Source organism: Burkholderia sp. JPY481, from assembly GCF_038900515.1.
GTDB lineage: Bacteria > Pseudomonadota > Gammaproteobacteria > Burkholderiales > Burkholderiaceae > Paraburkholderia > Paraburkholderia youngii.
Genome location: NZ_JAYMRT010000004.1, coordinates 316,655 through 338,590 on the forward strand (window position 1 = coordinate 316,655; position 21,936 = coordinate 338,590).

General features: G+C 64.1%; 22 protein-coding genes. 15 read left to right on the plus strand and 7 right to left on the minus strand.

From position 1 onward, the window contains the following. Positions 1-78: 78 nt before the first annotated feature. Positions 79-1,305: a PepSY-associated TM helix domain-containing protein gene (locus VSR82_RS13395; protein WP_429460992.1), complete on the plus strand. Its 1,227-nt coding sequence runs from the start codon at positions 79-81 to the stop codon at positions 1,303-1,305. A gap of 58 nt (positions 1,306-1,363) precedes the next feature. On the opposite strand, the gene purU is transcribed toward VSR82_RS13395, so the two are convergent. The 5 genes from purU to VSR82_RS13420 form a co-directional block, all read right to left on the minus strand. Then, on the minus strand, positions 1,364-2,233 hold the full coding sequence (gene purU / locus VSR82_RS13400) for a formyltetrahydrofolate deformylase (protein ID WP_368584436.1): 870 nt from the start codon (positions 2,231-2,233) through the stop codon (positions 1,364-1,366). A gap of 83 nt (positions 2,234-2,316) precedes the next feature. After that, positions 2,317-3,225, minus strand: a complete 909-nt coding sequence (locus VSR82_RS13405; RefSeq protein ID WP_429460994.1) for an NUDIX hydrolase — start codon at positions 3,223-3,225, stop codon at positions 2,317-2,319. Between the two features lie 70 nt (positions 3,226-3,295). Next, positions 3,296-3,910: a LysE family translocator gene (locus tag VSR82_RS13410; protein ID WP_176109611.1), complete on the minus strand. Its 615-nt coding sequence runs from the start codon at positions 3,908-3,910 to the stop codon at positions 3,296-3,298. A gap of 159 nt (positions 3,911-4,069) precedes the next feature. Next, positions 4,070-4,636 (minus strand): adenine phosphoribosyltransferase, encoded by a 567-nt coding sequence (locus VSR82_RS13415; RefSeq protein WP_368584432.1) that lies wholly within the window; start codon positions 4,634-4,636, stop codon positions 4,070-4,072. Positions 4,637-4,717: 81 nt separating this feature from the next. Continuing rightward, on the minus strand, positions 4,718-6,715 hold the full coding sequence (locus tag VSR82_RS13420) for a monovalent cation:proton antiporter family protein (RefSeq protein WP_410848267.1): 1,998 nt from the start codon (positions 6,713-6,715) through the stop codon (positions 4,718-4,720). 206 nt (positions 6,716-6,921) lie between these two features. On the opposite strand from VSR82_RS13420, the gene kdsD reads away from it, so the two are divergent. From kdsD to VSR82_RS13475, 11 genes are all read left to right on the plus strand, one after another. Then, positions 6,922-7,905 (plus strand): arabinose 5-phosphate isomerase KdsD, encoded by a 984-nt coding sequence (gene kdsD / locus VSR82_RS13425; RefSeq protein WP_368584431.1) that lies wholly within the window; start codon positions 6,922-6,924, stop codon positions 7,903-7,905. Next, positions 7,905-8,465 carry a KdsC family phosphatase gene (locus VSR82_RS13430; protein WP_429460997.1) on the plus strand — a complete coding sequence of 187 codons (561 nt, stop codon included), beginning with the start codon at positions 7,905-7,907 and terminating at the stop codon, positions 8,463-8,465. Before kdsD ends, VSR82_RS13430 begins: the two co-directional genes overlap by 1 nt. Beyond that, on the plus strand, positions 8,462-9,049 hold the full coding sequence (gene lptC / locus VSR82_RS13435; RefSeq protein WP_429460999.1) for an LPS export ABC transporter periplasmic protein LptC: 588 nt from the start codon (positions 8,462-8,464) through the stop codon (positions 9,047-9,049). The genes VSR82_RS13430 and lptC overlap by 4 nt, the downstream gene beginning before the upstream one ends. A 39-nt stretch (positions 9,050-9,088) precedes the next feature. Next, entirely contained in the window at positions 9,089-9,760 is a 672-nt protein-coding gene (gene lptA / locus VSR82_RS13440; protein ID WP_410848179.1) for a lipopolysaccharide transport periplasmic protein LptA, read from the plus strand. Between the two features lie 17 nt (positions 9,761-9,777). Next, positions 9,778-10,554, plus strand: coding sequence for an LPS export ABC transporter ATP-binding protein (gene lptB, locus VSR82_RS13445; protein WP_176110652.1), 777 nt, complete (start codon positions 9,778-9,780; stop codon positions 10,552-10,554). Positions 10,555-10,742: 188 nt separating this feature from the next. Next, on the plus strand, positions 10,743-12,260 hold the full coding sequence (locus VSR82_RS13450; RefSeq protein WP_368584512.1) for an RNA polymerase factor sigma-54: 1,518 nt from the start codon (positions 10,743-10,745) through the stop codon (positions 12,258-12,260). A gap of 170 nt (positions 12,261-12,430) precedes the next feature. After that, complete coding sequence (gene hpf / locus VSR82_RS13455) at positions 12,431-12,787, plus strand: ribosome hibernation-promoting factor, HPF/YfiA family (RefSeq protein WP_008921708.1); 357 nt, start codon at positions 12,431-12,433, stop codon at positions 12,785-12,787. Between the two features lie 341 nt (positions 12,788-13,128). Continuing rightward, positions 13,129-13,644, plus strand: a complete 516-nt coding sequence (locus tag VSR82_RS13460) for a PTS sugar transporter subunit IIA (protein WP_013088326.1) — start codon at positions 13,129-13,131, stop codon at positions 13,642-13,644. 80 nt (positions 13,645-13,724) lie between these two features. Then, on the plus strand, positions 13,725-14,693 hold the full coding sequence (gene hprK / locus VSR82_RS13465; RefSeq protein WP_008921706.1) for an HPr(Ser) kinase/phosphatase: 969 nt from the start codon (positions 13,725-13,727) through the stop codon (positions 14,691-14,693). Positions 14,694-14,792: 99 nt separating this feature from the next. Then, entirely contained in the window at positions 14,793-15,686 is an 894-nt protein-coding gene (rapZ, locus tag VSR82_RS13470; protein WP_041734268.1) for an RNase adapter RapZ, read from the plus strand. A 39-nt stretch (positions 15,687-15,725) separates the two neighbouring features. Continuing rightward, positions 15,726-16,361, plus strand: a complete 636-nt coding sequence (locus VSR82_RS13475) for an LON peptidase substrate-binding domain-containing protein (RefSeq protein ID WP_013088324.1) — start codon at positions 15,726-15,728, stop codon at positions 16,359-16,361. Positions 16,362-16,382: 21 nt separating this feature from the next. On the opposite strand, the gene mutY is transcribed toward VSR82_RS13475, so the two are convergent. Together mutY and mutM are read right to left on the minus strand one after the other, a co-directional pair. Further along, a complete protein-coding gene (gene mutY / locus VSR82_RS13480; protein ID WP_429461002.1) occupies positions 16,383-17,516 on the minus strand; it encodes an A/G-specific adenine glycosylase in 1,134 nt (377 codons plus the stop codon). Between the two features lie 7 nt (positions 17,517-17,523). Next, the gene (mutM, locus tag VSR82_RS13485) at positions 17,524-18,354 is read right to left on the minus strand and encodes a bifunctional DNA-formamidopyrimidine glycosylase/DNA-(apurinic or apyrimidinic site) lyase (RefSeq protein WP_429461004.1); all 831 of its coding nucleotides are present in this window, start codon (positions 18,352-18,354) and stop codon (positions 17,524-17,526) included. Between the two features lie 87 nt (positions 18,355-18,441). On the opposite strand from mutM, the gene VSR82_RS13490 reads away from it, so the two are divergent. From VSR82_RS13490 to ispE, 3 genes are all read left to right on the plus strand, one after another. Next, positions 18,442-20,283: a tetratricopeptide repeat protein gene (locus VSR82_RS13490; RefSeq protein ID WP_429461006.1), complete on the plus strand. Its 1,842-nt coding sequence runs from the start codon at positions 18,442-18,444 to the stop codon at positions 20,281-20,283. Then, positions 20,283-20,915, plus strand: coding sequence for a lipoprotein insertase outer membrane protein LolB (lolB, locus tag VSR82_RS13495; RefSeq protein WP_429461008.1), 633 nt, complete (start codon positions 20,283-20,285; stop codon positions 20,913-20,915). The genes VSR82_RS13490 and lolB overlap by 1 nt, the downstream gene beginning before the upstream one ends. An 89-nt stretch (positions 20,916-21,004) precedes the next feature. Then, on the plus strand, positions 21,005-21,886 hold the full coding sequence (gene ispE, locus VSR82_RS13500) for a 4-(cytidine 5'-diphospho)-2-C-methyl-D-erythritol kinase (protein WP_429461010.1): 882 nt from the start codon (positions 21,005-21,007) through the stop codon (positions 21,884-21,886). The last annotated feature ends 50 nt before the right edge of the window (positions 21,887-21,936 follow it).

The window sequence follows — 21,936 nt, forward strand, 5'->3', positions numbered from 1 at the left end:
GAACAATTCCTATTTACAATCAGTCCGCATCGTGACGTTTCACCTGGTTTCCCGCCCGCGATTCCCCCTGGCTCTCGCATGAGACGCCAGCTCGTCCGCCTGCACCGCTGGTTCGGCGTCGCGACCGCACTGTTTCTGTTTGTCGCGGGACTTACGGGCGCGATCATCGCGTGGGACCACGAGCTCGATGCCGCGCTGAACCCGTCGTTCTACCTGGCTCGCACGGCCGGGCCGACGCTGTCCGGGCTCGAACTGGCGAATCGCGTCGAAGCCGCCGATCCGCGTCTTCGGGTGACCTATCTGCCGCTCGAGGTCGAACCGGGTCACGCGCTGCAAATGATGGTGCTGCCGCGCACCGACCCGGCGACGAAGCAGCCCTACCCGCTCGACTTCAACCAGATCGCCGTCGATCCCGTCACCGGCGAGATCCAGGGACGCCGTGAATGGGGCGCCATGTCGCTCGCGCGGCTCAACCTGATTCCGTTCATCTACAAGCTGCACTACACGCTGCAGTTGCCGTTCATCGGCGGCATTGACATCGGCACGTGGCTGATGGGGATCGTCGGCATCGTGTGGCTGTTCGATAGCGTGATTGCGCTGTGCCTGTCGTTTCCGAGCCTGAAGGCCTGGCGCAAGTCGTTCGCGTTCCGCCTGAAACGCGGCGGCTATGCGTTGACGTTCGATCTGCACCGCTCCGGCGGCGTATGGATCTGGGGCCTGCTGGCGATCGTCGCGCTGACGTCGATTTCGATGAATCTGTCGTCGCAGGTGGTGCGGCCGATCGTGTCACGACTGTCGACAGTGACGCCCGATCCGTTCAGCGACCCCGAAATCCTGCGCACGCCGCAACCGGGCGATCAGGTGCTGAGCCGCGAGCGCATCGTCGAGCTCGCCGAGCAAGCCGGCAAGGAGATGCATGTCGCCGCGCCACCGGGCGGGCTCTACTACGCCGAATTCATGCATACGTACGGCGTCGGCTTCTACACGGCCGGCAACGACCACGGCGACACCGGCCTCGGCAACCCATGGATGTATTGGGACGCCGCCACCGGCAAGCGGCTCGCCACGCGGATTCCCGGCCACGGCACGGCCGGCGACATCTTCCTGCAGATGCAGTATCCGCTGCACTCGGGGCGCATTCTCGGACTCGGCGGGCGGATTCTGATCAGCGCGGTGGGGTTAGCGGTGGCCGTGCTGAGCGTCACGGGCCTTCTGATCTGGCTGAAGAAACTGAGCGCGCGCCGCCGTTCCGCGCAAAACGCGAATCCCGGGAAAAGCACGGGCAGCGCGGCAGCGCGTTCGTAATACAAGCGGGGAAAGCGCCACGCCGGCCTCGGCCGGCGCGGTGTTACCGGCGCAATTTTTAGCGGAACACCACCGTCTTGCTGCCGTTCAGCACGACACGGTGCTCGACGTGCCACTTCACCGCGCGCGCGAGCGTCACGCACTCGACGTCGCGGCCGATCGCCGTCAGTTGCTCCGGCGTCATGCTGTGGTCGACGCGCTCGACTTCCTGCTCGATGATCGGACCTTCGTCGAGATCGGTCGTCACATAGTGAGCCGTCGCGCCGATCAGCTTCACGCCGCGGTCGAACGCCTGGTAGTACGGCTTCGCACCCTTGAAGCTTGGCAGGAACGAGTGGTGGATGTTGATCGCGCGGCCGGCGAGCGCCTCGCACAGGTTCGGCGACAGGATCTGCATGTAGCGCGCGAGCACCACGAGGTCGGCCTGATGCTCGTTGATCACTTCGAGCACGCGCGCTTCCTGCGCGGTTTTCGCTTCGGGCGTGCCGCCGAGCAGTGGGAAGTGATGGAACGGGATGTCGTAGCTCGCGGCGAGCTGGTAGAACTCCTTGTGGTTCGAGATGATCGCCGGGATCTCGATGTTGAGTTGACCGGTGCGGTAGCGGAACAGCAGATCGTTCAGGCAGTGGCCGATCTTCGACACCATGATCACGACGCGCGGCTTCACGTTCGCGTCGTGCAACTCCCAGCTCATGCCGAACTGCTCGGCGAGGGCCACGAACGACGCGCGCAGCGCGTCCAGTCCCGGATCGCCGCCCACCTGCTGAAAATGCACGCGCATGAAGAACTCGCCGGTGCGGCTGTCGCCGAACTGCGCGGAGTCGAGAATATTGCTGCCCCGCTCGAACAGAAAGCCCGACACGGCGTGAACGATGCCGGGCCGGTCGGCGCACGACAGTTTGAGGATAAAGCTGTGATCGGTCGACATGACCTCGGTGACTCCCTTCTTCAATGCGTGGTTTGTTTCAGTGGGTACTGGCTGCGCGGGCGGGCCTGACCGATGAGCGTCAGTTAGCCCAGCGACGGCGGCGCGAACAGCGCGTCGATGCCCTCGCACGCGTCCTCGTCGATCCAGCGGCGGCGCAGCAGGCAATCGAGCGTCGCGAGGCTGGCATCGACGGTCAGCGCGCCTTCCTCGATCCAGCGCGCGACTTCGTCAATGCGCGCGAGCCGGTGTTCGCCCACTTCGCCGTCCTGGTTGCGCGGCGCGAAGTCGGCTGGCAGCGCGAGGTCGTAGATGAAAATCTGCTCGGCCTGCGTGCCTTCCGGCAGCGATTGCAGCACATGCGCGGTGCGGCCCGCGACCGCGCTCGCCGCGATCTCCGCTGGAATGCCCGCTTCTTCCCAGCACTCCTTGACGATCGTTTCGGCGATGCCGAAGCCCCAGCCGATCCCGCCCGCGACGACGTTGTCGAGCATGCCGGGATCGGTGGCCTTCGTGTCGCTGCGGCGCGCGATCCACAATTGCGGCGCGCCACGGGGCGCTCCGCCAGAGGGCGCACCGCCAAAGGGCGCTCCGCCAAAGGACGCCCCGCCATCCGCATATTCTACGACGCCGTTCAGATGCACCGCGTACGTCATCGTGCCGAAGAAGCGCGACGCCGCGCGCTCGATATACGCGAGCGGCGGCGCGTCGAACGCGTTGCGGATCGCGTAGGTTTCGTTGCGCCAGCCGGGGATACGGCCATCGGCGGCGAGCGCGCCGATCACGGAAGCGAGCGCCGCGCTGCGCAAATCGACGGTATCGAAGGTCGCGCAGAGCGTCACGCCGTTGTTCGTAATCTCGAACACGTCGGGCCAGCGCGCGAGCAGCGGCACGTCGCGCTCGCGAATCCAGCCGACCTGTTCGGCGCCGATCAGAAACGGCCGATGCGCGTTCGCGTCGAAGCGGCGCGCGGCGATGATGCAAGGCAAAGTCATCGAAAACTCCAAACTGTCCGCCGTCGTGGCGAACCTGGCAAAGCGGAAACAGGGGGTCGCGTGACGCGCGTCAGTCGCGCAGCGCGACGCGAATCCCGATCGCGATGAACGTCGCACCAGCCACGCGATCGAGCCACAGGCCGACACGCGGCCGCCGTCTGAGCCAGCTGCCGATGATCCCCGCGCACACGCCGAACAGCGAAAACACCACGACGGTCTGCAGCATGAACAGCGCGCCGAGCTCCAGCATCTGCACGGTCACGCTCTGCGCCCCGCCGGGTTGCACGAACTGCGGCAGAAACACGACGAAGAACAGCGTGACCTTCGGATTCATCAGATTGCCGAGCACGCTCTGGCGAAACACTGCCGAAAGCGGCTGCGGCGCACGCTCGTGGGCGGTCGCGAGTCCCTGGCTGCGCAACGCCTTGATGCCGATCCACACCAGATACGCGGCGCCGGCGAGCTTGATCGCTTCGAACGCGAGCGGCGACGAACGCAGCAGCGCGGCAACGCCGAGCGCCGCGAGCGTCGTATGAAAGGTGATGCCGGCGGCAAAGCCGAGCGCGGCGACGAGGCCGGCCGCGCGGCCCTGGGAGATGCCGCGCGCGAGCACCTGCAGATTGTCGGGGCCGGGCGCCACGGTGATCGCAATCGAAGTGGCGAGAAACAGCAGGAAATTGGGCATCGTGGTGGCCTTCTGGTTGGGCGGCTGATGAGCCCTGGCGGTGAGCCATGTCGTGGAACCCGGTTGGCCTGGTGCGGCCAACGGAGCTTGTGCGGCTCGTACGGCTTTAACAGCTGGTAGGGCGAAAAACCCGACCGCGCGCTGTAACGGCCTCCCGGCTCAGTGACCGCCGAAACTCGTCACTGTATAGAGGGCAAGACCGCCCTCGCACAGCAGCTTCGAACCGCCCAGGTCCGGCAGGTCGACGATCGCCGCGCCTTCCACGACGACCGCGCCGAGCCGCTCGAGCAGCAGCTTGCCGGCCATCATCGTGCCGCCGGTCGCGATCAGGTCGTCGATGATCACGACGCGGTCGCCCGGCTCGCACGCATCCTCGTGAATCTCCACGGTCGCGGTGCCGTATTCCAGTTCATACGATTGCGAGATCCGCTTGTACGGCAGCTTGCCCGCCTTGCGAATCGGGATGAAGCCAAGGCTCAGTTCGTGCGCGACGATCGGCCCGATGATGAAGCCGCGCGCATCGAGCCCGGCGATGTAATCGAGCTTCGCATCGATATAGCGCTGCACGAACAGGTCGATCAGCACGCGCAGCGACTTCGGCTCGCGCAGCAGCGGCGTGATGTCGCGGAACTGCACGCCCGGCTGCGGCCAGTCGGGCACCGTGCGAATGTGACTTCTGAGGTAGTCGGCCGCATCGAGCGGCGCGCTCGCGAGCGCGTTGGACATGATGTCTCCGGATGGACCTCGGCAGGTCCGGTGAAAAGCTTGAATCAGGGTCGCCCGCCAGAACGGTCCGGGTTCACGGGTTCAGGCCGCGGCGGCGCGGCGATGCTGCGACAGCCGCTCCTCGGCTTGCGCCAGTTGCTCGGGCAGACCGCGCAGCACCACGATGTCGCTCGCGCGCAGTTTCGTCGACGGGTCCGGTTCGACGCCGCGGATGCCGTGCCGGCGGATCGCGGTCACTTCGACACCGAGTTCGTACAGGCCCACCTCGGCGAGCGTACGGCCCACCGCGTCGGAGCTCTCGTCGACCGGCACCGATTGTAGCCGCACCTGCTCGTGACCGTCGTCGTCGTCGATGTCGTCGGCACCGTGGAAATAGCCGCGCAACAGCGAGTAGCGTTCGTCGCGCATCTCCTCGACGCGTCGCACCACGCGGCGCATCGGCACGCCCATCACGACGAGCGTATGCGACGCGAGCATCAGGCTGCCCTCGACGATCTCCGGAATCACCTCGGTCGCGCCGGCGGCGAGCAGTTTCTCCAGATCGGCGTCGTCGACGGTACGCACGATGACCGGCAGCGTCGGCTCCATCTCGTGAATGTTGTGCAGCACGCGCAGTGCCGACGGCGTGTTCGCGTAGGTGATCGCGATCGCGGCCGCGCGATGCAGGCCCGCGGCCAGCAGCGACTCGCGCCGCCCCGCGTCGCCGAACACGACCGATTCACCAGCCGCCGCTGCCGCCGCGACGCGGTCGGGATCGAGGTCGAGCGCGACATACGAGAGCCCTTCATGCTCGAGCATGCGCGCGAGGTTCTGCCCGGCGCGCCCATAGCCGCAGATAATCACGTGGCCGCTCTGCTTCAGGCTCTGGGTCGCGATGCGCGTCATCTGCAACGACTGCATCATCCATTCGGTCGACGACAGCCGCAGCACGACGCGGTCCGCGTTCTGGATCATGAACGGCGCGGCGAGCATCGACAGCAGCATCGCGGCAAGAATCGTCTGCAACAGGGTCGCGTCGACCAGATGCCGGTCGAGGATCAGGTTCAACAGCACGAATCCGAACTCACCCGCCTGCGCGAGACCGATGCCGGTGCGCATCGCCACGCCCGGGGTCGCGCCGAAAAGCCGCGCGAGGCCGGTAATCATGACCATCTTCAGCAACACGGGGCCGACGAAAAACGCCAGCACGACGAGCGGATGCTCCCAGATCACGCGCGGATTGAGCAGCATGCCGGTGGTCACGAAGAAGAGCCCGAGCAGCACGTCGCGAAACGGCTTGATGTCCTCTTCCACCTGATGCCGGTACGGCGTCTCGGCGATCAGCATGCCGGCGATGAACGCGCCGAGCGCGAGCGACAGCCCGAATTTGTCGGTGATGAACGCGGCGCCGAGCGTCACCAGCAGCAGATTGAGGATGAACAGTTCCTGCGAGCGGCGCCGCGCGACCACGTTGAACCAGCGCGTCATGAAGCGCTGGCCGACGATCAGCAGCAGCGCGAGGGCCACGACGATCTTGATCGCCGCGATGCCGAGCGCGCTGGCCAGATTCTCCGAGCGCCCGCCGAGCGCCGAAATGATGATCAACAGCGGCACCACCGCGAGATCCTGGAACAGCAGCACGCCGAAAATATTGCGGCCGTGCTCGGTTTCGATCTCGAGCCGCTCCGCGAGCATCTTGCTGACGATCGCCGTCGACGACATCGCCAGCGCGCCGCCCAGCGCGACGCACGCCTGCCACGTGATATGTACCCAGCGCTCCAGCACGAAGCCGAGCGACACCGCCACCGCGACCGTGCCGATCACCTGCAGCAAGCCGAGTCCGAACACGAGCCGGCGCATCGTGCGCAACTTGGCCAGCGAAAACTCCAGCCCGATCGAGAACATCAGGAACACGACGCCGAATTCCGCGAGGTTCTGCGCGCCCGCCGAATCGGGAATCAACCCGAACGCATGCGGCCCGACGACGATGCCGACCGTCAGATAGCCGAGCATCGGCGGCAGATTCAGGAAGCGAAAGATCACCACGCCCGCCACCGATGCCAGCAACAGAAACAGCGTCATTTCGAGCGGGGAAATCATCGGCAAAAACGCATGGGTGAAGCGTCCTCGTTCGTCAGCGGAACCGCGCACGAGAGACACCGTGCGACATGATGGATAGGGCCGGCAAAAAGCTGCTAACGAACGCCAAAGCAGCTGCAAATGAGACTATCGGCAGGCCGACGAAGACAGCGGCCCGGCACAGTAGGCCCGGCGCGGCGAACAGGCGCCTTTGCTATACTCCGCGCATGATAGCGAAAATCAATGGCGACAGGGCACTCACGCTTGCTCGCGACGTACTCGACATCGAAGCGGACGCCGTGCGCGCGCTTCGCGACCAGCTCGACGGCAGTTTTGTCGGCGCGGTCGATTTCATCCTGGGCTGCCGTGGACGCGTGGTCGTCTCCGGCATCGGCAAATCAGGCCACATAGCCCGCAAGCTGGCGGCCACGCTGGCAAGCACCGGCACACCCGCGTTCTTCGTGCATCCGGCGGAAGCGAGCCACGGCGACCTCGGCATGGTCACCGCCGACGACGTGTTCCTCGCGCTCTCCAATTCTGGCGAAACCGAAGAGCTGATGGCAATCCTGCCGCTCATCAAGCGGATCGGCGCGAAGCTGATCGCGATGACGGGCCGCCCGGGCTCCAGCCTCGCGCAACTCGCGGACGTGCATCTGAATTCCGGCGTCGCGAAGGAAGCCTGTCCGATGAATCTCGCACCCACCGCCAGCACCACCGCCGCGCTCGCGCTCGGCGACGCGCTGGCAGTCGCGGTGCTCGACGCGCGCGGCTTCGGCCGTGACGACTTCGCGCGCTCGCATCCGGGCGGCGCGCTCGGCCGACGCCTGCTTACCTATGTGCGCGACGTCATGCGCACCGGCGACCAGTTGCCGCAGGTCACACCCGAGGCGACCGTCAGCGATGCCCTCTTCCAGCTGACCGCGAAACGCATGGGCATGACCTCGGTTGTTGACCAGGAAGGCCGTGTGACGGGCATCTTCACGGATGGCGACCTGCGCCGCGTGCTCGAACGCGACGGCGATTTTCGCCAGTTGCCGATCGGTTCGGTGATGACCGCGGGCCCGCGCACGATCGGGCCGGATCAACTCGCGGTCGAAGCCGTGGAACTGATGGAGCGCTATCGCATCAATCAGATGCTGGTCGTCGACGAATCGGGCAAGCTAATCGGCGCGCTCAACATGCACGACCTGTTTTCGAAGAAGGTGATCTGATGGCAGTTGCTCCCCCTACCGCTACCGAACGCGCAAGCCGTGTGAAGCTGATGATTTTCGACGTCGACGGCGTACTGACCGACGGCGGCCTGCTGTTCACGGCGGAAGGCGACACGATGAAAGGCTTCAACTCGATGGACGGCCACGGCATGAAGCTGCTGCGCCAGGCCGGCATCGAAACGGCCATCATCACCGGGCGCCAGTCCGGCATCGTGGCGGCGCGGGTGAAAGAATTGAACATCACGCACGTCTACCAGGGGGTGCAGGACAAGCCGCAGGCGTTCGCCGACCTGCTGCGGCAAACCGGCCTCACCGCCGAGGAATGCGGTTACATGGGCGACGACTGGGTCGATCTCGCGGTAATGCTGCGCGTCGGCTTCGCGGCTGCGCCGGCCAATTCGCATCCCGAAGTGATCGCGCGTGCGCATTGGGTCAGCGAGGCGCGCGGCGGCCACGGCGCGGCACGCGAAGTGGTCGACACGCTGCTGCGCGCGCAGCAGAAATATGAAGCACTGCTTGCGGCGGCGTGCAGCGGCGAGCAACGGGGCCTCGTGGGATGAACCAGTTTCGCCTGACTTCGCTGATCCCGCTCATCGCGATGGCGGCGCTCGCCGGCATCACGTGGTGGCTGCTGCAAGCCACGTTGCCGCGCAAGACCGACAACGTGGCGCGCCCGAAAGAGCACACGCCGGACTACTTCGCGGACAACTTCTCGGTGTCCGAGCTCGACCAGTCGGGCGCGACGCAGTACCGGCTGACCGCGCAGTCGCTGATCCATTACGAGGACGACGAAATGAGCGACCTCGTCAAGCCGGCGATGCGCGCGTTCCAGCCCGGCAAGCCGATCGTGACCGCGACCGGCGATACCGGCACGGTCAACGCGGATGCGTCGATCGTCAATCTGTACCAGAACGCCCGCATCCTGCGCGCGCCCGGCGGCGGCGATCCGCAGATGCAGGCCGACTCCGAGCATTTCAGGGTCCTCGTCAACGACGATGTGATCGAGACTGAAAAGCCAGTTAAACTTCAGCGCGGCATGTCGGTGATGACTGCCAGTGGCATGAAATACAACAATGTCACCCGGTTTATGCAATTGTTCGGCAATGTAAGAGGCGCAATCGCCGCGTCCGATTCCGGCCACTAAGCCAACGCATACCGGGTAATCCATTCCAGGCGTGACTGCATGAACGAATCGCTCCCCCGTTTTGATACCGGCCGTTCCCGCGCGCTTTGCGCGTGCCGCGCCGCACTTGCTGCGCTCGTCGTCGCGCTGCCGCTCGTCGGCTTCGCGCCGCTCGCGCACGCGGACCGCGCCGACAAGGACAAGCCGCTGAACATCGAAGCTGACAACATGACTTACGACGACCTGCGGCAGGTCAGCATCTTTACCGGCCACGTGGTGGCGACCAAAGGAACGATCCTGATCAAGGCCGATCGCGTCGAAGTGTCGCAAGACCCGCAGGGCTACCAGTTCGCGACCGGCACCTCGAGCGGCAACAATCTGTCGTATTTCCGCCAGAAGCGCGAAGGGCTCGACGAATACATCGAGGGTACGGCCATCCGCATCGACTACGACGGCAAGCAGGACCTGACCACGCTGACCACCAACGCGACGGTGCGCCGCCTGCAGAGCATGACGACGCTGCTCGACCAGGTGCACGGCAGCGTGATCACCTACGACGGCCAGAACGACTTTTACACCGCCAAGGCGGGCAAGGACGTCGCCGGTCCGGGCAACCCGACCGGCCGCGTGCGCGCGATGCTGTCGCCGCGCAACGCCGGCGCCGCGCCGCTGACCGGCGCGTCGGCCACGCTCACGCCGTCCAATTCGATCCAGGGAGCGCCGAACCAGTGAGCACCGTCAGCAGCACAATCACGCCGCTCCCCCATCGCAAGCCGGCCGGCACCAGCAGTTCGCTGGTCGTGCGCAATCTGAAAAAGCGCTATGGCTCGCGCACGGTCGTCAAGGACGTGTCGCTCGACGTGAAGAGCGGCGAAGTGGTCGGCCTGCTCGGCCCGAACGGTGCCGGCAAGACCACGTCGTTCTACATGATCGTCGGACTCGTGCCGCTCGACGCCGGCGAAATCGATCTGGACGGCAAGTCGATCAGCCTGCTGCCCATTCACAAGCGCGCGTCGCTCGGCCTGTCGTATCTGCCACAGGAAGCGTCGGTGTTCCGCAAGTTGACCGTCGAGCAGAATATCCGCGCGGTGCTGGAATTGCAGCACGACGAAAATGGCAAGCGTCTCGGCAAAGACGCGATCACGTCGCGCACCGAAGCGCTGCTCGACGAGCTTCAGATCGCGCATCTGCGCGAAAATCCGGCGCTGTCGCTGTCCGGCGGCGAGCGTCGTCGGGTTGAAATTGCGCGCGCGCTGGCAACCAATCCGAGCTTCATTCTGCTCGACGAACCGTTCGCCGGCGTCGACCCGATCGCCGTGCTGGAAATCCAGAAAATCGTCAAGTTCTTGAAGCAGCGCAATATCGGCGTCCTGATTACCGACCACAACGTGCGCGAAACGCTCGGCATCTGCGATCACGCGTACATCATCAGCGACGGCAGCGTGCTAGCCGCCGGCGCGCCCAGCGACATCATCGAAAACGAAAGCGTGCGGCGCGTCTATCTGGGCGAGCACTTCCGCATGTAAGCACACACGGCGTTCCCGGTCTCGCGGCTCGCGGGACCGGGAACGCCGTTTTTGCGGCACCCGCACATCCGTTTTCCGGCGGCGCAGGCTGGCGCCGCGCGGCGCGCCATTTCGGCGTACCCAAAAATTGCGTGTGCCGCAAGGTATCGCGGTCGTGGCAAACTCTCTACAATGAATCTCAACTTGCCATGAAAGCCAGCCTCCAACTCCGCCTATCGCAGCATCTTGCGCTGACGCCGCAACTGCAACAGTCCATCCGGCTGCTGCAGTTGTCGACGCTCGAATTGCAGCAGGAAGTCGCCATGGCGATCTCGCAGAATCCGCTCCTCGAAAACGAAGACGAGTGGATCGCGAGCCCGTTGCGGGTTGCGGCCGACGGTTCCGTGATTGCCCAGACGCCTGGCTCCTCGGCGCCAGCCGACCCGATGGCCGGCAACGGTTCGGCCTCCTCCGAGGGCAACGGCGAGCGCGCCGAAAGCGGCGAGCCGCAGGGTGTCGACGAATACAACGGTCTCTCGGGCGACGGCGGCGGCGATTCGTCGCAATGGAACCTCGACGACTACGGCCGCTCCGGCACCGCGTCGGATGACGACGACCTGCCCCCGCTGCAAATCCACGAATCGAGCACTTCGCTGCGCGACCACCTGATGGCGCAACTGCGCGTCACCCAGGCGAGCCCGCGAGACCGCGCGCTCATCACGTTCCTGATCGAATCGCTCGACGACGACGGCTATCTCGCCGCCACGCTCGAAGAAGTGCTGGCCGACCTGCCCGAAGAACTCGAGGTCGATGTCGACGAACTGAACGCCGCGCTTGCGCTGCTGCATAGCTTCGACCCGCCCGGCGTCGGCGCGCGCTCGGCATCCGAATGTCTGAAGCTGCAGTTGCTGCGGCTCGATCCATCGCCCACGCGCGCGCTCGCGCTAGACATTGTCGGCCATTACCTGGAACTGCTCGCCGCGCGCGATTTCACGCGGCTGCGCAAGCACCTAAAGGCCAGCGACGACGAGCTGCGTGACGCGCACATGCTCATCCGCTCGCTTGAACCATTTCCTGGCGCCGCCTACGGCAAGGCCGAAGCGGACTACGTGGTGCCCGACATCATGGTGCGGAAAACGGCACAGGGTTGGCAGGCGGAGCTGAATCCCGAGGTGGTGCCGAAGCTGCGCATCAACCATCTGTACGCGAATATTCTGCGCAACAACCGGGGCGATCCGGGCAGCGGATCGTTGCGCCAGCAACTCCAGGAAGCACGCTGGCTGATCAAAAACATCCAGCAGCGTTTCGAGACGATCCTGCGAGTTGCGCAGGCGATTGTCGAGCGTCAAAAGAGCTTTTTTGTGCACGGCGAAATCGCCATGCGCCCCTTGGTTTTGCGGGAAATAGCTGATACGCTGGGCCTACACGAGTCGACTGTCTCGCGTGTGACAACCGGTAAATACATGCTGACCCCTTTCGGAACGCTGGAATTCAAGTACTTTTTCGGCTCACACGTTTCGACGGACACCGGCGGCGCGGCCTCCTCCACGGCCATTCGCGCGCTGATCAAACAACTGATAGGAGCGGAAAACCCGAAATCGCCACTTTCAGACAGTCGCATAGCCGAACTGCTGGCGGAACAGGGCTTCGTGGTCGCACGTCGTACCGTTGCGAAATACCGTGAGGCGCTCAAAATCCCGGCAGTCAACCTGCGCAAGTCTCTGTAGCCCGCCGCGTTTTGCAGCGGGCATTTACCGGCCGCTCCGCACCTGGCGGACAGGCCGGCCGCTGCGACCTGCCAGATGTCCGTCACCGGGGGGCGACACAGGCAAGCCGTCAGATCGACCGGACCTTTGTCATTGTGCGGACCAAGCGGCCATTAGCTTGGAGAAGCACTATGAATCTCAAGATCAGTGGACACCACCTCGAAGTAACGCCTGCGTTGCGCGAATACGTGATCACCAAACTGGACAGGGTGCTAAGACATTTCGATCAGGTCATCGACGGCAGTGTGGTCCTCTCGGTCGACAACCATAAGGAAAAGGAGAAGCGCCAAAAGGTGGAAATCAACCTCCACCTGAAGGGCAAGGATATTTTCGTCGAGAGTTGTGACAGTGATTTGTACGCTGCAATCGATCTGATGATCGACAAGCTCGACAGACAGGTGATACGCCACAAGGATCGCCTGCAAGGCCATCAGCACGAAGCGATCAAGTATCAGCCGGCGCCGCAACTGGACGTGCCGCCGCAATAGGAGAAACTAGAGGGAATTGCTGATTTCTCTGGGACTCGTCAAGCCGCCCACAACCGGGCGGTTTTTCGTTTCAGCGCCCGGCTTGCGCACTGCGCCGGCGCCCCGTCGCCGCAGCCAGGCTCAACCATTCCCGCAGACGTTTGCGCAGCGCGACATATTCCGCACCGCAAGCGGTGAAAAACCTGATATGCATAGATGGCGCGCCGCACCATCGGCTGTCACCCTGTTCTATAATGTTCCGGTTACCATCGGGGTCAAGCCAGTTCTGATGAAGTACGGCCGGTCGAAATCTCACGCTTTCGCGATCGACTCCACCGTCCGTCTTCGCCAGCATCGAACGAATGGAACGTCACTCAACCGCCCCGTTGGGGAGAACTCAGGCCACGTTTTCGCCTGTCAACATGAATCGTTTAGCCAAATTTCTTCCCCTCGAGAACGTCGTCATCGGACTATCGGTCACCAGCAAGAAACGCGTGTTCGAGCAAGCGGGCCTGATCTTCGAGAACCAGAACGGCATCGCCCGCAGTACCGTCACAGACAATCTTTTTGCGCGAGAACGACTCGGCTCGACAGGGCTCGGCGAAGGCGTCGCGATTCCGCACGGGCGGATCAAGGGCCTCAAGCAACCGCTCGCCGCATTCGTCAGACTCGCGGAACCCATCCCCTTCGAAGCGCCGGACGGCCAGCCGGTCTCGCTGCTGATCTTCCTGCTCGTCCCCGAGCAGGCCACTCAACAGCACCTCGAAATTCTTTCCGAGATCGCGCAATTGCTGTCCGATCGCGACGCCCGCGAGCGGCTGCACACCGAAGAAGACCGCGAATCGTTGCATCGCCTGCTTACTCAGTGGCAACCTTGATGCAACGGCGGCGGTAGTAGATACGCGCGCACACACGCAGGTAAGGCCCGGCAAGCGGCTAACACTGGAGTCACTGACTCATGGATACGTCCAGCATCAACGCCCAGAGCATTTTCGACGACAACGCCGCCATGCTGAAACTCAGCTGGCTCACGGGGCATGAAGGCTGGGAGCGCGGCTTCTCTTCGGAATCGGTCGCCAATGCCACCTCGAGCGCCGACCTCGTCGGCCACCTGAACCTGATCCACCCGAACCGGATCCAGGTGCTCGGCGATGCGGAAATCGACTACTACAAACGTCAGACCGATGAAGACCGCTCGCGCCACATGGCCGAGCTGATTGCGCTCGAGCCACCGTTTCTCGTCGTCGCGGGCGGCGTCGCTGCGCCGCCTGAGCTTGTGCTGCGCTGCACGCGCTCGTCGACGCCGCTGTTCACGACTCCGACCTCGGCGGCCGCGGTGATCGACAGTCTGCGACTTTACATGTCGCGCATTCTCGCGCCGCGCGCGACGCTGCACGGCGTGTTTCTCGACATCCTCGGCATGGGTGTGCTGCTGACCGGCGACTCGGGTCTCGGCAAGAGCGAGCTCGGGCTCGAACTGATCAGCCGCGGCCACGGTCTCGTCGCCGACGACGCAGTCGACTTCGTGCGCCTCGGCCCGGACTTCGTCGAAGGACGCTGCCCGCCGCTGCTGCAGAACCTGCTGGAAGTGCGCGGCCTCGGACTGCTCGACATCAAGACGATCTTCGGCGAAACGGCGGTGCGCCGGAAAATGAAACTGAAGCTGATCGTGCAACTGGTGCGCCGCCCCGATGGCGAATTCCAGCGACTGCCGCTGGAAAGCCAGACCGTCGACGTGCTCGGCCTGCCGATCAGCAAGGTGACGATCCAGGTGGCCGCAGGCCGCAACCTCGCGGTTCTGGTTGAAGCGGCCGTGCGCAATACGATCCTGCAGTTGCGCGGTATCGACACGCTGCGCGATTTCATGGATCGGCAACGACTCGCCATGCAGGATCCCGATAGCCAGTTTCCCGGCAAGCTGATCTGAAGCCGATCACAGCGCCATGAAGCGCCCGGCGGAAGGCAGGACGCGGGCACGCGCATGGAGGCCAGATGCTATGATGAAATCTACGCTTTCGACGACTCCATGCGCATAATCCTGATCACCGGTATCTCCGGCTCCGGCAAATCGGTTGCCCTGAACGCGCTCGAAGACGCGGGTTATTACTGCGTCGACAATCTGCCGCCGCGTTTTCTGCAGCAACTCGCCACCTACCTCGCCGCTGACGGCCAGGACCGTCTCGCGGTCGCGATCGACGCGCGCTCCGGTTCGTCGCTCGACGAAATGCCCGCAATGATCCGCGACCTCAAGCGCTCGCATGACGTGCGCGTGCTGTTTCTGAGCGCGAGCACGCAGTCGCTGATTCAACGCTTTTCCGAAACGCGTCGCCGCCATCCGTTGTCCGGCTCGCCCGCGCACGACGCGGACGTCGGCCTGCTCACGTCGCTCGCCGAAGCGATCGAACGCGAGCGTGAACTGGTCGCGGGACTTGCCGAATTCGGCCATCAGATCGACACGAGCAATCTGCGCGCGAACGTGCTGCGCGCATGGGTCAAGCGCTTCATCGAACAGGAGGACGCAGGGCTCGTACTGATGTTCGAGTCGTTTGGCTTCAAGCGCGGCGTACCGCTCGACGCGGATTTCGTATTCGACGTACGCACGCTGCCGAACCCATACTACGATCATGAATTGAGGCCGCTCACCGGCCTCGACAAACCTGTAATGGACTTTCTCGATGCGCAGCCGGTCGTCCACGAGATGATCGACGACATCGAGAAGTATCTGTCCAAGTGGCTGCCGCATTTCCGCGACGACAATCGCAGTTATCTGACCGTCGCAATCGGTTGCACGGGCGGCCAGCACCGCTCGGTATTCATCGCGGAGACGCTCGCCGCGCGTCTCGCAACATCGGCGAATGTGATCGTGCGGCACCGCGATGCGCCGGTCGACGTCGGCGAATCATCGAAGCTGGTGGCTTAACCGGCCGCATCGCGCGGCCTTAACCCGAAGCGTTGCGCCATGTCCTCTACGCCTACTGTGTACGCCGATTTGCCGCTGTTTCCGCTGCATACGGTGCTATTTCCCGATGGCTTGCTGCCGCTAAAGATCTTCGAAGCGCGCTACCTCGACATGGCGCGTGACTGCCTGCGCGAAAAAACACCGTTCGGCGTGTGTATGCTGAAAAGCGGCGCCGAAGTCGCGCGTGAGGAAGAACCTTCGGTGCCCGAAACGATCGGCTGTCTCGCCGAAATCGACGAATGCGACGTCGAGGCTTTCGGCATGTTGCTAATTCGCGCACGCGGCACGAAGCGCTTTCGCCTGTTGTCGCATCGCGTCGAAGCGAGCGGTCTGCTGGTCGGCATGGCCGAGCCGCTCGCCGACGACCTGCCGCTCGAAGGCAATGAGCTATTGGCCAAATTCGGCGCGTGCGCGGAAGTGCTCGAGCGGATTATCGCGACGATCCGCGAACGCGATCCGGACAGCCTGCCGTTCGCGGAACCGTTCCGGCTGGACGATCCGTCGTGGGTGTCCAACCGTCTCGCGGAGGTTCTGCCAATCGCGTTGCGCGCGCGGCAAAAGCTGATGGAACTGACCGACGCCGGCGCGCGCATCGACGTCGTGCATCACTACATGCAGCAGCATCAATTGCTGTGAAATCCTGAAGTCGTCCTTCCGCTAGATCAACGAACCATGCAGACTGGCGAGCAGCTTGCGCACCGGCGCCGGCACGCCGAACGAATCCAGATCGCTGAGCGCAACCCAGGCGGTGTCCGCATCGTTGAGCGCGGCGAGAGCGCCGACACCGCGATCGAGCTCGGCAAGCCGCGGTTCGATGTCGAGCTTGAAATGCGTGAACACGTGCGAGAACGACGCAAGCGCCGACACTTCGCCATCGCTGCCGAACACGCGCGCCAGCTCGGCGAGCGTCGCTTCGTCGGCGGCTTCGGGCAGACTCCATAGACCGCCCCAGATGCCCGACGGCGGCCGTCGCTCGAGCATCACCGCATTGCCGTCGCGCAGCACCAGCATCCATGTGCGTCGCGTCGGCACCGCTTTTTTCGGGCGCGCGGTCGGCAATTCCCGCTGACGTCCGCTGACGTTGGCGACGCAGTCCGGCGCGAACGGACAGCGCGTACAGTCGGGTTTGCCGCGCGCACACAAGGTCGCGCCGAGATCCATCAAGCCCTGCGTGTAGGCGCTGACCTCCGCGTTCGACGCATTCGACGGCAATAGTGATTCCGCGAGCGTCCACATCGCGTTCTCGACTTTCTTCTCGCCCGGGAAACCTTCGACGCCGAACACCCGCGCGAGCACCCGCTTCACGTTGCCATCGAGAATCGTCGCGCGCGCGCCGAACGCGAACGACGCGATCGCCGCGGCCGTCGAGCGGCCAATGCCGGGCAACTCGGCGAGCTCGTCGACCGACGCGGGAAACGCGCCGCCATGCTGCTCGACGACGACCTGCGCGCAGCGATGCAGATTGCGCGCGCGCGTGTAGTAACCGAGGCCGGCCCACAGTGCCATCACGTCATCGGACGGCGCCGCGGCGAGCGCGGCGACATCCTGGAATCGCGCGAGAAATTTCGCGTAGTACGGTATTACCGTCGAGACCTGGGTCTGCTGCAGCATGATTTCGGACAGCCAGATCCGATACGGGTCACGCGTGTTCTGCCACGGGAGATCGTGGCGGCCATGCTGGCGCTGCCAGGCGATCAGACGCGCGGAAAAATCAGGCATCGGCGTGAAAGCGGACGTGGCGCCGGACGCGCTGGAGCGCGCGGCGGTCGTTGGAGTCAGGCGGGAAGGCATCGAGAATTTAACGCTGGCAAGTGGGACAGAAGTACGTGGAGCGTTGTCCCTGCACGATCTGTTTGATTGGCGTTCCACACACACGGCATGGCAGGCCCGCGCGATCATAGACGAAGTAGTCGAGCTGGAAATAGCCGCTTTCGCCGTTGCTGCCGACGAAATCGCGCAGCGTGCTGCCGCCCTTGTCGATCGCGGCGGCGAGTGTCACGCGCACGGCATCGGCCAGCAGTTCATAACGCACGAGCGACACGCGGCCCGCCGCGGTGGTCGGCCGGATGCCCGCGCGAAAGAGACTTTCCGACGCGTAGATATTGCCCACGCCCACCACGATGTCGCCCGCCAGCAGAGCCTGCTTCACCGACACCTTGCGCCCGCGCGTCAACCGATGCATCAGCGCGCCTGAAAACGCCGGCGAGAAAGGCTCGACGCCAAGGCTCGCGAGCAGCGGATGCTCGAGGATGTCGCCTTCCTCGCGCGGATGCCACAGCACCGCGCCGAAGCGGCGCGGATCACGATAGCGCAAGATGAAGTCGTCGAAGATCCAGTCCACATGATCGTGCTTCGCCGCGGCCGGCGGATGCGGCACATGACGCAGAACGCGCAACGTGCCCGTCATGCCGAGGTGCACGATGAACCACCCTGCGTCGATTTCGAACAGCAGATACTTGCCGCGTCGCTCGACTTTGCGCACCACATGGCCACGCAAGGTTTTCGCAAGGTCGGCCGGAATCGGCCAGCGCAGCGCAGCCGTCCGCACATCCACGCGCTCAACCTTGCGCCCGGACACATACGGTTCGATCCCTCGTCGGGTAACCTCGACTTCTGGCAACTCTGGCATGGCTGATTGGTCTGCTACTTGCGTGAGTGGTTGTGCGCGTATTGTAGCGAGCGCGTTACAATCGACTGAAACATTGAACGGATTTCCATGAACGTGTCCTTCGTGAAGCTGCTTTCAAAGCGCCGCGCGCGTGTGTCCAACGTGCCGCTCGCCGTGTCCGCGCGCCGGATCCTTGGTGCAGGTGCGCTCGCATTGTGGGCGCTGGCCGCCGTGCCCGCGCATGCGCAGGACCAGTCGCCAGATTCCGACGACACGTCGGTCACGATGCCGGACCCGCTGGGTCCGTCAACCCCGGAAGACGAAAAGTCGCTGCCCGGGGTGCCGCTGTCAAGCCAGATCGTCTTCCAGGTGCTGGCCGCCGAGATCGCGCTACAGCGCGATCAGCCGGCGCCGGCCTATCAGACCTACCTCGCGCTCGCGCGCGACACGCACGACCCGCGCATGGCGCAACGCGCCACCGAAATCGCGCTGGCCGCGCAGAGCCCGTCGGACGCGCTCGCCGCCGCGCAACTGTGGCAACAGTACGCGCCCGGTTCGGAACGCGCCGCGCAACTCGACGCGTCGCTGCTCGTGCTGTCCGGCAGGCCCGACGATGCGTCGCCGATCCTGTCGCAGGAACTCGCGAAGGTACCTGAGGAAAATCGCGGCAGCGCGATCCTCGCGCTGCAATTGCTGTTGTCGCGCGGCCCGAACCGCGTCGGTGGCCTGCACGTGTTGCAGGACCTGCTGAAGAACGATATGAAGCGGCCGGAAGCGCAACTGGCCGTCGCGCGCCAGCAGCTGCTGGCCGACGACGCGCCGGGTGCGCGAAAGTCGCTCGAGCAGGCGCTCACGATCAAGCCCGACTATCTGCCCGCAGCGTTGGTGCTGTCGCAAATGGGCCCGGAGGAGCGCAAGGAAGGCATCGCGTCGCTCGAAAAGTACGTGCAGCAGAATCCGAAATCGCATGACGCGCGGCTCGCGCTCGCGCAGATGTATCTCGCGAGCGACCGTCTCGACGACGCGCAGAAGCAGTTCGAGATCATGCGCAAGGCAAACGCCAACGACCTGACGCCGTTGATGGCGCTCGCACTGATCAAGATCCAGCAGAAGAATCTCCCCGACGCGCAGGCCTATTTGATCCAATACGCGCAGCAGGCCGAGAAGACGCCGGGCGCCGATGCGGGCCAGGCCTACATCTATCTCGCGCAGCTAGCGCTCGAACAGAAGAATGAGGCGGCCGCGAGCGACTGGCTGAACAAGATCTCGCCGGCGAGTCAGCAATATCTGGCCGCGCAGATCACGCGCGCCCAACTGCTCGCGAAGCAGGGCAAGACCGAAGAGGCGCGCCAGTTGCTCGCCAACTTGCAGACCTCGGATCCGCGTGACGTGGCGCTGATCGCACGCACCGATGCAGCGATCCTGTTCGACGCGAAGCGCTACCCGGAGGCCGAAGCGCGTCTGCAGCAAGCCACGGCGAACTTTCCCGACGACCCCGACCTCACCTACGACTACGCGATGGCCGCCGAAAAAACCGGCCATTACGACGTCATGGAAGCGCAGTTGCGCAAGCTGATCCAGACGCAGCCGGACAATCCGCAGGCATATAACGCGCTCGGCTATTCGCTCGCCGATCGCAACCAGCGCCTGCCGGAGGCAGACATGCTGGTCGAGAAGGCCTCGGCGCTTGCCCCGAACGATGCGTTCATCATGGACAGCGTCGGCTGGGTCAAGTACCGGATGGGTAACACGGCTGATGCGATCAAGCTGCTGCGCAAGGCATACAGCCTCCAGCCGAACGCAGAGATCGGCGCGCACCTCGGCGAAGTGCTGTGGAAAGCCGGCGAACAGGAACAGGCGCGCGCCGCGTTCCGCGAGGCGCGCAAGCTCGAACCCAACAACGAGACTCTCGTCAAAACGTTGCAACGTCTTCAGGTAAACGATCTTTGATGCGTCTTTCCCGTTTGATTTCTTTTTCCGTGGCGCCGCGCGGCATCGCGCTTGGTTGCGCGGCGGCAGCGGTTGTCGCATTGGCCGGCTGCGCGTCCGTAAAGCCGCAGGGGCCGTCCACATCGAACGCCGCGACCGAAGTCACCGCGCAGACGAGCCGCTCGTATCAGGGCCGCTTCGCGGTTCAGTACAACGATCAGAACGGCCAGCAGCGCAACGCCTACGGCAATTTCTCGTGGCAGGAAACCGGCGACACCGTCACGCTGCAATTGCGCAATCCGCTCGGCCAGACGCTGGCCATCGTGACCTCGTCGCCGGCTTCGGCGACGCTCGAGTTGCCGAACCGCCAGCCGCTCACCGCCGATAACGTGTCGACGCTGATGCAGAACGCGCTCGGCTTCGCGCTGCCGGTCGAAGGATTACGCTACTGGCTGCAGCCGTCGCCGGCGCCGACCTCGCGCGCGCAGACCGAGAAGGATCCGGATCAACCGTCGCGCCTGAAGCAGATCACCCAGGATGGCTGGACGATCGACTATGTCGCCTATGCCGATGCACCAGCCACCGGCGTGAAGCGCGTCAATCTGAGTCGCTCGGAGCCGCCGCTCGACATCAAGCTCGTGCTGGATCAGTGAGTCGTCGTTGCTGGGGCTTTTGTCCCGGCATCCGCTCACGTAACCTTGCTACCCGTTTGGCGCCACCGTGGCGCATGTAGCCTTCACTCATGATCGAAACAACCGATTCGCTGCGCGACTGTCTCGCGCCAGCGAAACTCAATCTCTTCCTGCACATCACCGGCCGTCGGCCGGATGGTTATCACACGCTGCAAACGGTCTTCCAGTTGCTCGACTGGGGTGACACGCTGCACTTCACACGACGCGATGACGGTCTCATCACGCGCCGCACCGAAATCGCCGACGTGCCGCCCGAGCATGACCTGACGGTACGGGCCGCGACGTTGCTGAAGTCGCATACGGGCTCTCACGAAGGTGTCGATATCGAAATCGACAAGCGCCTGCCGATGGGCGCGGGCCTCGGTGGCGGCAGTTCCGACGCGGCGACGACGCTGCTCGCGCTCAATCGTCTGTGGAAGCTCGATCTGCGGCGTCAGGAGTTGCAGGATCTTGCGTTGAAGCTCGGCGCGGACGTGCCCTTCTTTGTATTTGGAAAAAATGCGTTCGCAGAGGGTGTCGGAGAATCATTAGACGTTGTACAATTGCCGCCGCGTCACTTTCTGGTAGTGACGCCGAGGGTGCAGGTTCCAACTGCAGCGATTTTTTCCGAAAAAGCGTTGACAAGAGATACAAAGCCTCTCATAATTACGGACTTTCCTGCAGAACACAGCTGCAACACCGATTGGCCAGAAAGCTTCGGTCGGAATGACATGCAGCAGGTTGTAGTAGGAAAGTACGCGGAAGTAGCGCAAGTGTTGCGGTGGTTTGAGAACATCGCGCCAGCGCGGATGTCCGGGTCGGGTGCCAGTGTTTTTGCAGCGTTCCGTAGCAAAGCTGAAGCAGAAGCGGCGCAAGCCAAGCTGCCCGGCGAATGGAACAGTGCAGTAGCCGCGGGCTTGGATCAGCATCCACTCTTTGCTTTCGCGTCATAAGTTTTGCATCGTCGAACGAAACTCCACGTTCGGCGGAGCTCAAAGTCAGT